We start from the raw sequence: 13,635 nt of genomic DNA, 5'->3' as shown, positions 1-13,635 counted from the left end.
CTGAAATTCCGCAGCAAAGAACAATTAAAAGCGCGCCTCACTGAGGCGCGCTTTATTTTGGCTTGACGTCCAGGTCCTGAGCATCTGTGCAAGCGCCCTTCGTTGGCAGGGCGCGATGCATGTCAAGCATATGCAGCGTCGACGAACGTCTTCGTGTCGCGAATGTTCTTGCGGCTCGAAGCACCGAAAACGATCGCCTCGATGCCGTCCTGTTCCGCGACCCATTCTATCGCTTCCCGGGGCGCGATTGCGCCGGAAGCAAATACCGACATGGCGATTGCTCGGACCTTGCGCCTCTTCAGAGTCTCGAGGTAGCTGTCGATCCCGCCGCTGAGGCGGAAGCCGATCTTGTTGATGTTTGCACAGACGATCGGATTCTTGATCCCGACCTCGTCGAGCGTATCCAGCAGCATGGGCAGATTCATCGTGATGAATCCGGCTTCGGCATTGTACTTTTCGCGCACATAGTCGTGGAAAATGCGGAAGCTGTCCTTCATGCCCATGCCGAGCAGCAAATCGACCACCACGTTCTGAAGGAAAATGACCGGCGTCTCCAGACCCTTGAACATCTTCATTTCCATGTCGATAAGGATCGTTGCGAGACCTTCTATGTCCTTTTTCGCCAACGACAATCCGCCCTTCAACGCTGTTTTCACGAGACCTTCGTCGGGCATGAAATGGCTGATAGCACCCATCATGCCGTGATCCGTGACGGCGTTGGCGTATTTGTGAGCATAGGGCATGCAGGGATAGAACTTGAAACCCTCATAGCGCTTGGGGTTTGCGCGGATGTGGTCGCAGACCAGCGCGATGCGATCATGCGTGGTGCACATGAAGGTGCGGATGCCTTCATCATATGCGGCATCGAGAACCGCGATGATCTCGGACAGGTCCTGAAACTTCATCGCCTGGGCGCGGGCTTTCTCCTCGGACATATGGTTGATGCCGAAGAACTGGTTGTCGCCGAATAGCAGTCGATCCATTGCCGAAATTCCTTACCTGGCCAGCCCGAACCAGCGCTTGCGGGCCGGAGCCTGCCGCACGATTTCCGGAGCGTTTGTCTTTTCCCGTTCTGCGTCGTCAATCATCAGCGCGATGGTGCGGTCCGTCACGGCCGCAGACCAGAAGTCGTTGATCACGTCAGTGCGTCTGCCCTGAACTAGGTTGACGAAATCGTCGAGCTGGGCGGAGTATTCCTCACCGCGAAGGTAGAAGCGCACGGTTTCCGTGAGTTCAGTCGTGTATTTTACGTTCCAGCCTTCATGGTAGTCCGGCAGGGCCGCCACGGGCTCGCGCAGATACGCTTGAAGCTCCTGTCTGTCGGCCGTGATCCTGCCTTTGGTGCCAACCAATGTAATCTTGGTTGACATCTTGCGATAACTTTCATCGCTCCAGTTGACTGAAAGATGAACGCTTCGCCCGCCGGCATAGGCAAATGTCGAATAGACTTCGTCATCGGTGTCTGAAGAAAAGATGCTGTTCAAGATCGTGCCCGTCACCTGATCGGGCAGGCCGAAATACCAGTTGATTAGGTTGATGGGATGGGCGGCGTAGTCGTAAAGGCAGCCACCGCCCGCCTGCCTGTCGGTGCGCCATGTGGTGCCCTTGGGCTTCAGGACGACCGGCCCATAAGCTTCCGCCAAAACATGCGTGATCTCGCCGATGGCTTGCGCGTCCACCAGGCGCTTCATTTCCCGGAAGGCCCCGACATAGCGGTAGTGGTATCCGACCTGATTGACCAGTCCCTTGCGGTTGGCGAGCGCGGCCAACTCTTCAGACTCGCGCCAATCGAGACAGAACGGCTTTTCACAGAAGACATGCAGGCCGTGTTCGAGCGCGGTGCGGACCATCGGGGCATGCAGCTTCGAAGGCGTAGCGATGATAACTGCGTCAAGGCCGCCCTTCTTGAGCATCTCGTCGTAGTTGCGCCACGTCCGCGTGGACGTGTAGCGTCCAATCGTATCGACCACGAGGCCGGATGCGTCGCATACGTCCACCTTGGCGTCAGGGTTCGAATTGATGATGGCGAAATGGGAAATGCCCATCTTGCCGAGACCGACGAGGCCGACCTTTACCATGGAGATTCCTTACCTGTTCAGGATTGGCCGAATATGTAGCCGCGCAGGCGCGCAACGAATTCCGGCTGTGCATTGGGTGAAAAAATCGGCGATGCCGAAGTGTCCGTTTCGAGCGCGTCAGCTATCCTCGGCGCAAGCTCCGCATCCGTATCGGCTATGAATACGCCGGGCTTGGTCCTTAGCCAGTTCGCGGTCGCGATCTGATGGTCGGTCGTGTGCTCGCCCCATTCCTGAAGCCGGGGCAGCATCACGATGGGTTTTCCGTACTGGCTTGCGGTAATCACCGAGCCCATCCCGGCATGCGCCACGACGAGCTTCGCGCGCTCGACCGTGCTGGAAAATTCGGATTGGGTGAGCTTGCGCACATAGGGCATGTGGGCGGGCAGGTAAGAGCCGGTACCGATCTGCGCCAGCAGTTCAGTTCCGGGATTGGATTGTGCCCAGCCGTCCATGACCCGGATCAGCCGGTCGAATGGAAACATCGATCCGATGGTTACGAAAATCACAGCACAGCCCCCCAATATTTCGGGCCATCGGGCCGGGCGAGATGCTCCCATTGCGTGAGCCAGAGGTCCGCTACCCGACGGGCCTGTGACCCCGACGTCGAAAGACGCTCCGCATTGGCTATCGAGTCGATCCAGATCGTGCGCGCCCGCAGCAGGTGCTTGGCGAGGCCGAGCGCAATCAGGCAGGGCGCGGATCCGGTTGTAATCACGACATCGGGCCTTTCGCGCAGCAATATATGAAGAAGCTGCCCCGCCAGTATGACAAAGCCGATGCGGTCGCGCCGGCTGACGTCGCGGATCGAATAGTAGCGGTGACCGGGTACATCGGAAGCCGATGAAGGATCGACGCTGGCGAAGAACACCTCAGCGCCCTCGAACACCGGCATCAATCGCCGCATCTGCACCCAATGCCCGCCGCCCGAGGCGATTGCCATGATTTTTTTTGAAGCTTTGCCCATCTTTGAAATACCGTCAGACGCTTTGACTTTGAACACTTACAAGCGGTTGGAGTGGGGAAGGGGACATCATGCGGTCTCCCGCCGCGCAACCGATGCACGCGCGCGCTCCCGCCGAACCGTGCTCCGCTGATGACGCCGCCTCCCGGTTGCCAGGGCAGGGCTGTCATCTTGCGCAGCGCTTTTGCTCTCGGCGCCAGGTTCAAGCATCCATGGCCCGCTGCCGAGGAGGAAGAAGAACCACGCGAGCGCACCTGCCCAGAAATGCACGGTCGAGCCTGCGAATACATATCCGGCAATGACGATCAGGTAGCCGACCCGATAGTCGTTGAGTTCTTCATTCTCGCTTTTCCGCAGCCCGATGGCGATGCTCAGGGTGAGGATGGCAATGGCGAGTATGGCGAATGCCGGAATGCCATGGCGCATGGCCATCAGCAGCCAGAAATTGTCCACGCTGTCCGAATGGAGCCACCATGGCCTGACCCAATCGGCAAATCCGATCCCGAACCATGGATGGGCGGCAACCGATGCCGAGCCATAGTCCCAGATCCACAAACGATGCCATCCCGTTTGCATGTCGAAGGTGAAGTATCGAATGTAGAACTGGATCGGAGTCTGGTTGGAGCCGAATTCCACGACCAGATAGCAGCAGAACAGAATGCTGAAGAGAAGTATCCAGCGGTAGGGCATGCGCTTGAACACCCACTTCCACGACAGGAGCGCGGATTGCAGCGCAAGCACCGCCAGAGGCGCGGAAGAGAGCGAGAAGATCGCGGCGAGCGCGATCCCGCCGGTTATCACGGCCTTGCGCAGCTTGGTGTATGCGGAATGGCCGACCGCGAGAAAGGCGAGAGCGAATATGCTGACGCAGTTCACGCCAAAGATGATCGAGTGGTCGAACGGACCCTGCACGCGCCAAAGGCCCGACCTGAACATTTCCGTGCTTCGCACGGTTGGAAAGACGAGGCCGAAAATGGACAGCAGCGGCTTGGCGCCCGTGACCAATTCGATGAGCGCGAAGGGCAACAGCAGCAGCACACCGGCGGCAGCGACAAGGATCAACCTGCGGAAATCGTCCATCGTGCGGATGTAGACGCGCGCCAGGAAATAGGCGCCCAGGGTCTCGACCGCGAAAATGCCGGAAGGCTCGACGGAGGTGACCAGTCCTTCCGTGGCAATCAGGCTGATCGCAGACCAAACCCAGAATGCGATGACCAGGAAATCCACCGCCCGCTTCGGCCCGGCCTTTCCCGAAAGCCAGGCAATGAAGCAGGGAACGATCGTGATGAGCAGTACGATACGATAGACGGAGAGGTTCAGGATGCCCAGCGGGATGATCCATGGGATAATCAGCCCGACGAGAAACACCATGACAGGCGTGCGCAATCCATCGCTGGTTGCAGCGTCAGCCGCGCCTCGGCGGCCAGAACTGTATTCGCTTGCTCGCACCGGAACGGAGCGAGGATGTGCCATGGTTCGCACGAACGTCTTCCTGTTCTCGGCTGCGATTATCTTCAAGGGCATCGGCGCTCGCAACAGAGTAGACAAAGCCGTTAGTGGGCTCGGGGGTACCTGAAATAGCCTAATGGCTAATCCGTTTGATTTAGATTTTCCGCTCCGGCCCTCGGCATTTGCCTCCATTCGGCGGCGCTGCTACCCGATCCTAGCCACCATGAGGGAATAGCTCGCCTGGTTGTTTAGATTGATTTGCGAGCAGCCCGATCGTAATTCCTCACAACGACCATGCGGGGCGAGTTCTGGAATGCTCTCAGACTTTTTCACTGGCGCCATACATCAGACGGCGCGTAGGGGGCGGCAGATCAGCGCGATCCTCGCCTCCGAGGGCGGCCGGGGGCTGAAGAATCGCCTGCGTCGCTTTGCCTTCGAGAAGCTTCGGCCGAAATCGGTTGTCTGGGAGGTTTTTCCCGAGGATGTCATTGCCGCCGACCTTACATCGGGAATAGCTTCCAGCCCACGACCGCTGCGCGACAAGGAACCGATTTCGGTGAACTGGATCGCGACGCCAGCAGCCCCGGGATCGGGCGGGCACACGACCCTTTTCCGGATGGTCAACTACCTTGAGCGCAACGGGTTCCGGAACACCGTCTATCTCTACGACGTCTACAAGGGGGATCATCAATACTACACAGACATCCTTCGCAGTGCCTATGGCGTCACATGCGCCATCAGGAGCTACAAGGATGGCCTCGATAATGCGCATGCGGTCGTCGCGTCGAGCTGGCCAACCGCTTACGCAGCATATAACTCGAAGTCCGACGGCGCGCGGTTCTATTTCGTGCAGGACTATGAACCGTCCTTCTATCCCGCCAGCACAAACAACCTGCTGGCTGAAAACACCTACCGGATGGGATTTCACGGAATCACCGCCGGCAGATGGTTGTCGGAGAAGCTGGCGGCGGACTTCGGGATGGAGTGTCACCATTTCGATTTCGGGTGTGACACGAGCCGTTACCAGCGCACCAATGACGGGCCTCGCAACGGGATCGCATTCTATTCACGCTCGACAACGCCTCGCCGGGGAGTGGAACTGTGCCTTCTTGCGCTTGAGATTTTTGCCCAAAGGAATCCTGGCATCGAGCTTCATTTCTACGGCGACGAAATCGCAGAGATGCCGTTCAAATTCGTGAATCACGGCACCGTTTCGCCGGCCCGCTTGAACGAAATATACAACCAGTCTTTCGCCGGACTGAACCTCTCGCTCACCAATGTCTCTCTCGTGCCGCATGAAATGCTGGCGGCAGGGTGCATTCCGGTTGTCAACGAGGCCAGGCACAACAGGATCGTACTCAACAACGACCATGTTTGCTATGCGGAACCAACGCCGCACGCTCTCGCGCAGGCCCTCGAGCAGATCGTTCGCAATCCTGAATTTCAGTCGGTTTCGCGCGCGGCATCCGAGAGTGTGTCATCCGTCTCCTGGGATGCCGCGGGGGCTGCCGTCGCGAATGCGATCTCGGAGGTGGTCCGCCTCAGGGCCCCGCGTTCTGCCTGATTTTCCGGCGGTAAATGAAGTGAGGCCCGGCTCAGGGAGCCGGGCCTCACAACCTTTGTTATGTGAAGCTATCAGATGATCTGGAAGTGGTCGTGCGTCAGCGAGAGATTCGGCGAAACCTCTGCGAAGTCTACGCTACGGCTGTTCCCGGATCCGTCCGAGTCATAGCTCAGGCTGCCGGTCTTCGAGTTGTAGAAGATAGTTGCATGCGAATCATGTGCCGAAGAGCCGGTTTCAAATGAATTCGCAGGCAAAGTTCCCAAATCTCCAAGACCCTTGAAGATGTTGTGATCAAGCGCGATCTTGTCCGCAAGGGGATCGAAGTCTGTGATCGTGTCCTTGTTCCAACGTGCGTTGGGAAGGGTGTCGAAAACGAAAGTGTCCCGACCACCATTGCCCGTCAGCACGTCATTGCCACGGCCACCGGCGAGAACATTGTTCCCATCATTTCCGATAATCGTGTTGCTCAAGGAGTTTCCACGTCCATCAATGGAGGCGGAACCCGTCAGCACAAGCTTCTCAAGAAAGCCCTTCACGTTCGAACCGCCAAGGTCGAAGGAAACGCTCGCCTTGACCGTATCGAAGCCGCCAAATCCTCGCGACGATTCCACGATCTTGTCGCCGGAATTGTTCACCAGGAACATGTCGGCGCCGCTCTTTCCGAAGAAGGTATCTGCACCCTTGGTGCCCGTGTGCTCGGTAACCTTGATGCCGAACTTCGTGTCGGAAGAATGGTCGTCCCGCGAACTGGGCTTGGTCGAAGTGTCGGTCGGCGTCGTGGGGACGGTCGGCTTTGTGGGGGTGGTTGGCGTGGTCGGCGTCGTCGGGGTGCTGGGAGAAGTCACCACCGGCGTGTCATCGACCGGAGTGTCAACAACCGGCGGAGTGGTAGTGGTGTTGTCGAAGATCAGCGAAGCTGCCGCACCCTTCTTTGCACCGTCGATATATCGCGCAGCATCATAGTCGATATTGCCCGATACCGTCACGTTACCCTCGAGATTGTAGAATGCTCCAGGATAGCCTTTCTGGATCACGTTATCGATGATCTTCACATTGGTAGGAATTCCACCATTGTTCCCGGCAATCGAGTAGACGGGGTAGCCGGTTTCCTGGCTGGAAGACTGGTTGACCAGCAAGTTGTTCTTGATAGTGATGTCGTTGATCGGCCCGAAATCGGTTTTGATGATGATGTCGGACGTATGCCAGGACAAAATGGTGTTGTGCTCGATCAGGACACCGTTCTGTCCGCCCTGTACCGAAATTCCGTCCACGTGCCCACCTGGCGCACCCTGCAGGTCATGGATGTAGTTGTCCCTGACCACGCTGGATCCGCCTTTGAGAACAATCCCGTTCTCGGATCCGGAAATGTCCAGACGCTCAAACGTACCGCGTCCGAGAATAGCCGCGTTCGGCTCGCCTTTGGCGCCGGGTCCTATGAAGGTGGAGTCTGTGACGGTAAGTGTGTACTTCTCACTGTTGCTGTTGATCGCCCAATAGTCATTGTACTGGAACAGGCTGTTCTTGATGACAACGTTGTCGGCGAGAATCGTCAGCATACCATTGATGATCTTGCCGTCGATGACAGTACCCGCCTTCGTTATCGTCATAGGGCCGGTATACGCGGTAAGTTTTACTCCGTCCGGAACGCCGGTGTTGCTGCTATCGGGAAATCCGCTCGGTATCGTCGTAGCCACTACAAGCTCCTTTATGCTTGGGCCAACGAGCGTGTGTGAAGGCGCAAAACGTCCCACACCGCGCGCCGTAAGCCGCGTTTCAAGTGCGGGGAAATCCCCGCATCCCGCCTCGCCCCATTGAGTCAAGTGGTCGCTCGAATCCACGACCAAAGGATGTTGTCTGATCACCCGATGGAGGGATGAAACAAGTTCACCTTCCACCAGATGCGGTAGCCTAGAGACCTAAGACGTAAGCTACCTACGCGACCACTCCACACAGATCAATAATTTTGTTTGAAAAAGAAGTGTAAAATTCAAAGCATCTCAGCATTACGGCGAAAAAAGATGCCAAGAAGATCGACCTCCCAATATCGACAAATATAAAACACAATTTTGTCGCAATGCGGTCGCGAATTGTTATTGATCTCCTTGTGCGCTGATCCTCTGGAGATTCGCAGGACGTGCTTGCGAATCGCGCACATCTATTCATGTATATCGTTGTACATGTAGCTAGATCGAATGATTTATTCCCTAGGTTGATTCGTTACTGTGACCGCGGGGGAATAAGCCCGCCCGAATTCACGTGCGGGGAATCAATCTGTGTTGATTCTCAGGTGTCTTGTTGAATCAAACTCGGAGCGATCTTGCCCGGCAAGATCTTGAGCGCGCTGCTCCCGAACCTTCAGACAGGACGGTTAGCGAGGAAGTTGACGACTGTGCCTTCGGGATTGAGCACGCTCTTCAATCCCGCGCGATGCACTTCGCGCCTGCATCGAGCGATACCGCCCAGGCCGATCGCCGCGCGGAAAAGCAGCGTACTGACCGGACCGTGATGGCGCCTGAAATACCTGATCCGGTTTGCGGTCAGAAGGGCGAAGAGCTTGGGATTGACCCCGCTGTCACCGCCCTTGTGCATGACCTTGGCATTGGGTTCGTAGATGATCTTGAAGCCTGCCTCGCGGACGCGACGCTGATAGTCGACTTCCTCACTGTAGAGGAAAAAGGATTCGTCCCATTTGCCGGCCGCGGTGCGCGCTGCCGGTGAAACCATCAGGGCTGACCCCGTCGCCCAATCCACGGACTGTTCGGATTCATAGAGGGCAGGATTGCCCATGACCTCGCCGTAGCCAAGCCGTGCCGCACGATGACCGCCAAGGACGGCTTCGGCCCAGACACCACGCAGGGTCGGCTCCTGCCGAATTGTCTTCGCGGTCGAGCCGTCCTCCTTGTAGTTCCGAGGAACGGCAATGCCCACCGTCGGATCTTCGAGCCGTTTCAGCAACGCCTTCGCCGCGCCCGGATGCATGCGCAGGTCGGGGTTCAGGACGAGCAGGTAGGAGTTGCGATCCATCCGGTCCATTGCCGCATTGATCGCAGCGGCATATCCGGCGTTCGATCCCATCTCGATCACGATGGGTTTTTCCGGATGCTGGCGGGCAATTGATACCGAGGCGTCGCGCGAATTGTTGTCGACCACGATGACCTGATAGGGACCTGCGCCTTCCACGCCAGCCGAAATGGAGTCGAGCAGACCCGGCAGCATGGCCGAGCTGTTGAATGTCACGATGACGGCAGTGAGAGGCGCTTGCCCTGGCATATTTCACCTTTTGACCTTGGCGCGCGTCACAACTCCCGTTGGTGCGAACATCACGCCGGTTGGCGGCCAAATTCCACATTAATAGCTGGGAAACACACTTACCTTCAGTCCCGGCTGCGCTGTAGCACCCCAATGGTCGTATCGGATTACCCAGTTTGCGGATTGGAGTGTCAGGCCCACCGCTTTCCGGCAGAGCGAGGGCGCGACCTAAATCCAAAGGATAGGGCGTTGATCCCGACTGGTGCGACGCGCGCTTGCGAAGGGGCGTGTAGGATAGACTGGAGCTATATTATCGCATGCTCCTCGCGAGGGGACGGAGCGAAGGAAGGGAACGACGCATTGATCAGCATCATAGTCCCGCATCTTGAGCAGGAAGATCAACTGCGCCGCTGCCTCACATCGTTGGCGCAGCAGCAGGGCGTCAGCCAGCCTGTTGAGATATTCGTCGTCGACAACGGTTCCAAGAGGATGCCGGAAGGCGTCTGCAAGGAATTCGCAAATGTCACCCTGCTTCAGGAGAGGACACCCGGACCGGGGCCCGCTCGCAATCTCGGGATCAGCAAGGCGAAGGGCGAGATACTTGCCTTCATCGATGCGGATTGCATCGCCGACCCGCATTGGCTTTCCGTCATCGAACAACGCTTTGCGGAAGATCGCGACCTGAACATACTTGGCGGAGACGTCCGCATTGCGATGCAAGACCCCGAGCGACCAAGCCTCGCCGAGGCCTATGAGAGTGTCTATGCGTTTCGCATGAAGGAATATATCGCGAAGCAGGGGTTCACTGCCACGTGCAACCTTGCAATGCGAGCAGAGGTTTTCGCCAGGGTCGGCGAGTTCGGCGGCATCAACATCGCCGAGGATCGTGACTGGGGCCAGCGCGCGTTGGCGCTCGGCTTGCGGACGGTGTTCTGCCCGGAAATGCTGATCTACCACCCGGCCCGGAAAAACCTTACCGAACTGGGCGTGAAGTGGCAGCGGATCACGGCGCATGATTTCGCGAAAGCGCAATCGAAATCGTTCTGGCGTGCGCGCTGGATCCTGCGCGGGCTGGCGATCGCGGCATCGCCCGTGGCGGAGGTCCTCAAAATCGGCTTTACCGACAGGTTGACCGGCCTCCGTGCGCGGGTGAGAGCCTTCGCGGGATTGATCTACATCCGCCTCTATCGCGCCTCGCTCATCCTGTCCCTTGCATTCGGGGCTGACGCAGCGACCTATTATGGAAGATGGAACCGCGGCTGACCGAAGTCGGCCCCGGAGATTCCCATCCGTGTCGTAATTGCCTGGTGGCCGGACCGGCCTGTTTCTCAGAGATTGACGGCTTTCCCGCGTGCGTACCAACTTGTGCGCCAGGTGCTCCTTGCGCCGGCCGATGCCGCGATCATTCGATCGGGTGAGCGACGCCCAAACCGGCTACATCAGGCATAGACGCAGTACTAGAACTACCCCTTTAGGCGGCGATCTTACCGCGTTTTCGGCGGTTTACTCCGGGCACGAAAAACCGTCCTGTGGCGGCGTGAGGTTCTGCTCGGTCCTCACACTGTGAAGCTCAGGCAATGGGACCGGCGCCGAGCCTATGAATTCGGTATCGGGGTTGGGCGCCGGCTCATGGCGCCGGGGGCATTTGGGATCGAATGATTTCTTCAGACGTGGTTCTCGGACCTGACGTTGTCATCTTTCAACGCGATCAGGTCAATCTTTACGGCTGCACTGTCGGCAACGGCACGCGCATAGGGCCGTTCGTCGAGATACAGCGCAATGCCTCCGTCGGCCAGAACTGCAAGGTCTCCAGCCACAGCTTCATTTGCGAGGGAGTGACCATCGAGGACGGCGTGTTCATCGGGCACGGCGTGATGTTCACGAACGACCTGTTTCCGCGCGCCGTCAATGATGACGGGCGGTTGCAGGGCAGCGACGACTGGGCGGTGGTTCCGACGCGGGTGAAGGCCCGCGCCTCCATCGGCAGCAATGCAACAATTCTTGCAGGGGTGACAATCGGCGAAGGCGCGCTGGTGGGCGCGGGCGCTGTCGTCACGAAGGATGTCCCTGACCATGCGGTGGTCGCCGGCGTACCGGCGCGCATCGTGGCGAAGCACCCTTCGGCAGTAGCGAACAAGAAAAGTGCGGAGAACCATAGATGATCGGAATTGCTGTTGTAGGCTACGGCTATTGGGGGCCGAACCTGGTCCGCAACATCGCCGACTGTTCCAATGCGAAGCTGGTTGCGGTGTGCGACCTTCGCAAGGAGCGGCTGACGGCTGTGAGTGCGCGTTATCCCAGCGTACAGATTACCGATGATTTCGAGCAGATGCTCGCAAATCCGGAAGTCGATGCCGTGGCGATTGCCACGCCCGTTTCAAGCCATTTCCGTCTCGCCATGCGGGCGATGATGGCGGGCAAGCACGTCTTTATCGAAAAGCCGATCGCCTCTTCCGTCGAGGAAGCACAGAAGCTGGTCGATGAAGCCGCTCGCCGCAACCTCGTGCTGGCCGTGGATCACACCTTCATCCACACCGGCGCGGTAAGGAAAATGCACGAGCTGGTGCACAACGGACTGGGCGACATCTACTACTACGACTCGGTCCGCGTGAACCTGGGTCTGTTCCAGCACGATGTGAGCGTGATCTGGGACCTCGCCGTCCACGATCTGTCGATAATGGACTATGTCCTGAACGAGCGCCCGGTCGCGGTTTCGGCGGCAGGCATGTCGCATGTTCCGGGCCAGCCCGCGAACATTGCCTATCTGAACCTTTTCTTCCCGGGCAGCCTCATCGCTCATATCCACGTCAACTGGCTTGCACCTGTGAAGGTGCGCCGGACCCTGATCGGCGGTTCCAACAAGATGATCGTCTATGACGATCTTGAACCGTCCGAGAAGATCAAGGTCTACGACAAGGGCATCACCGTGAAGCAGAACGGCGAGGCCGAACGGCAGAGCGTATACCAGCAGCTCGTGGGCTATCGCAGCGGCGATATGTGGGCCCCGCAGCTCGATATGACCGAGGCTCTTTCAAGCGAGCTTGGTGAGTTTGCGGACTGCATCATGAACAAGAAGACGCCCACCGCCGATGGCCATGCAGGTCTGCGCGTCGTGCGTGTTCTTGAGGCCGCAAGTCAGTCTCTCGCCCAGCGCGGGCGAGTAATCGAACTCGATGAAGTTAGGCGTGTAGCATGATCCCGTTTCTTGACCTCAAGGCGCAGTACCAGTCCATAAAGCCAGAAGTCGACGCCGCCGTTCTCGGCGTTCTCGGCTCGGCTCAATACATCCTTGGCGATGAAGTCGCAGCGTTCGAGCGGGAATTTGCAGCCTTCTGCAACGCCAAGCACGCGATTGCCGTGAACACCGGCACCAGTGCGCTCCATCTTGCGCTTCTGGCGGCTGGCATCGGACCCGGCGATGAAGTCATCACCGTGCCGTTCACCTTCGTCGCAACGGTTTCGGCCATCTGCTACACCGGCGCCAAGCCGGTTTTCGTGGACGTCGATCCGGTAACGCTCTGCATGGACGCCACCAAGCTGGAAGCGGCAATCACGCCACGCACAAAGGCGATCATGCCGGTTCATCTCTACGGCCAGATGGCCGATATGGACCCAATCATGGAGATTGCGGCCCGTCACAGCATCCCCGTGATCGAGGACGCGTGCCAGGCGCACGGCGCGGAATACAAGGGGCGTCGCGCGGGCAGCATCGGCCTGTCAGCAGGCTTCAGCTTCTATCCGGGCAAGAATCTTGGCGCCTGTGGCGAAGGTGGCATTGTCGTTACCAATGACGACAAGCAGATGGAAACCATCCGCATGTTGCGCGACTGGGGCCAGAGCGAGCGCTACCATCACGTGATGAAGGGTTTCAACTACCGCATGGACGGCATCCAGGGCGCGATCCTCCGCGTCAAGCTCCGCCATCTGGAGAACTGGACCGAGGCACGCCGTTCGCGCGCCAAGCTTTATGACGCGGCGCTGGCCGGTTCGACACGCGTGACGCCGCCGGCGCAGGCCGCCGACCGCAGGCATGTCTATCATGTCTATGCCGTGCGCAGCGCCGAACGCGATCGCATCCGCGAGGAACTGACCAAGGCGAACATCCAGAGCGGCCTTCACTATCCGATCCCCGTTCACCTCCAGAAGGCGCACGAGGATCTCGGTCACAAGGCCGGGGACTTCCCGGTTTCGGAAAAGGCTGCGGCGGAAGTCCTGTCGCTCCCCCTGTTCCCGGAGATGACCGACGAGCAGGTCCGCACCGTGGCGGAAGCCATCGAAAACGGTGGCCAGCGCATCGCGGCCTGAGCAATCGGCGCGCGGTCGTGCCGCGCGCT

Annotated in this window: 12 protein-coding genes; 5 read left to right on the top strand and 7 right to left on the bottom strand. The window is 58.5% G+C overall.

Annotation, left to right across the window (positions count from 1 at the left end):
* Window positions 1-122: 122 nt before the first annotated feature.
* From M9924_00610 to M9924_00590, 5 genes are all read right to left on the bottom strand, one after another.
* Window positions 123-983, bottom strand: a complete 861-nt coding sequence (locus M9924_00610) for a hypothetical protein (GenBank protein ID MCO5062895.1) — start codon at window positions 981-983, stop codon at window positions 123-125.
* Between the two features lie 12 nt (window positions 984-995).
* Window positions 996-2,078, bottom strand: coding sequence for a Gfo/Idh/MocA family oxidoreductase (locus M9924_00605; protein ID MCO5062894.1), 1,083 nt, complete (start codon window positions 2,076-2,078; stop codon window positions 996-998).
* 17 nt (window positions 2,079-2,095) lie between these two features.
* Window positions 2,096-2,584: a hypothetical protein gene (locus M9924_00600; GenBank protein ID MCO5062893.1), complete on the bottom strand. Its 489-nt coding sequence runs from the start codon at window positions 2,582-2,584 to the stop codon at window positions 2,096-2,098.
* Window positions 2,581-3,018: a UDP-N-acetylglucosamine--LPS N-acetylglucosamine transferase gene (locus M9924_00595; protein MCO5062892.1), complete on the bottom strand. Its 438-nt coding sequence runs from the start codon at window positions 3,016-3,018 to the stop codon at window positions 2,581-2,583. Before M9924_00595 ends, M9924_00600 begins: the two co-directional genes overlap by 4 nt.
* A gap of 90 nt (window positions 3,019-3,108) precedes the next feature.
* Entirely contained in the window at window positions 3,109-4,521 is a 1,413-nt protein-coding gene (locus tag M9924_00590; protein ID MCO5062891.1) for an O-antigen ligase family protein, read from the bottom strand.
* A 280-nt stretch (window positions 4,522-4,801) separates the two neighbouring features.
* Here M9924_00590 and M9924_00585 point away from each other — a divergent pair, with 280 nt between their 5' ends.
* Window positions 4,802-6,052, top strand: coding sequence for a glycosyltransferase family 1 protein (locus M9924_00585; GenBank protein MCO5062890.1), 1,251 nt, complete (start codon window positions 4,802-4,804; stop codon window positions 6,050-6,052).
* 71 nt (window positions 6,053-6,123) lie between these two features.
* Here the strand turns inward: M9924_00585 and M9924_00580 are convergent, their stop codons facing one another.
* Together M9924_00580 and M9924_00575 are read right to left on the bottom strand one after the other, a co-directional pair.
* Entirely contained in the window at window positions 6,124-7,746 is a 1,623-nt protein-coding gene (locus tag M9924_00580; GenBank protein MCO5062889.1) for a hypothetical protein, read from the bottom strand.
* 661 nt (window positions 7,747-8,407) lie between these two features.
* On the bottom strand, window positions 8,408-9,322 hold the full coding sequence (locus tag M9924_00575) for a glycosyltransferase family 2 protein (protein ID MCO5062888.1): 915 nt from the start codon (window positions 9,320-9,322) through the stop codon (window positions 8,408-8,410).
* A 339-nt stretch (window positions 9,323-9,661) separates the two neighbouring features.
* Between M9924_00575 and M9924_00570 the strand changes: the two genes are divergently transcribed.
* The 4 genes from M9924_00570 to M9924_00555 all read left to right on the top strand — a co-directional run bounded on the left by M9924_00570 (window position 9,662) and on the right by M9924_00555 (window position 13,606).
* Window positions 9,662-10,564 (top strand): glycosyltransferase, encoded by a 903-nt coding sequence (locus tag M9924_00570; GenBank protein MCO5062887.1) that lies wholly within the window; start codon window positions 9,662-9,664, stop codon window positions 10,562-10,564.
* Between the two features lie 392 nt (window positions 10,565-10,956).
* Complete coding sequence (locus M9924_00565; protein ID MCO5062886.1) at window positions 10,957-11,463, top strand: N-acetyltransferase; 507 nt, start codon at window positions 10,957-10,959, stop codon at window positions 11,461-11,463.
* On the top strand, window positions 11,460-12,497 hold the full coding sequence (locus M9924_00560) for a Gfo/Idh/MocA family oxidoreductase (protein ID MCO5062885.1): 1,038 nt from the start codon (window positions 11,460-11,462) through the stop codon (window positions 12,495-12,497). Before M9924_00565 ends, M9924_00560 begins: the two co-directional genes overlap by 4 nt.
* A complete protein-coding gene (locus tag M9924_00555) occupies window positions 12,494-13,606 on the top strand; it encodes a DegT/DnrJ/EryC1/StrS family aminotransferase (protein ID MCO5062884.1) in 1,113 nt (370 codons plus the stop codon). Before M9924_00560 ends, M9924_00555 begins: the two co-directional genes overlap by 4 nt.
* Window positions 13,607-13,635: the final 29 nt, after the last annotated feature.

It is taken from the genome of Rhizobiaceae bacterium (assembly GCA_023953835.1).
Taxonomy (GTDB): Bacteria; Pseudomonadota; Alphaproteobacteria; order Rhizobiales; family Rhizobiaceae; genus Mesorhizobium_G.
The sequence above is the reverse complement of the archived record's forward strand: the minus strand, read 5'-3'. Positions and strand labels throughout refer to the sequence as shown.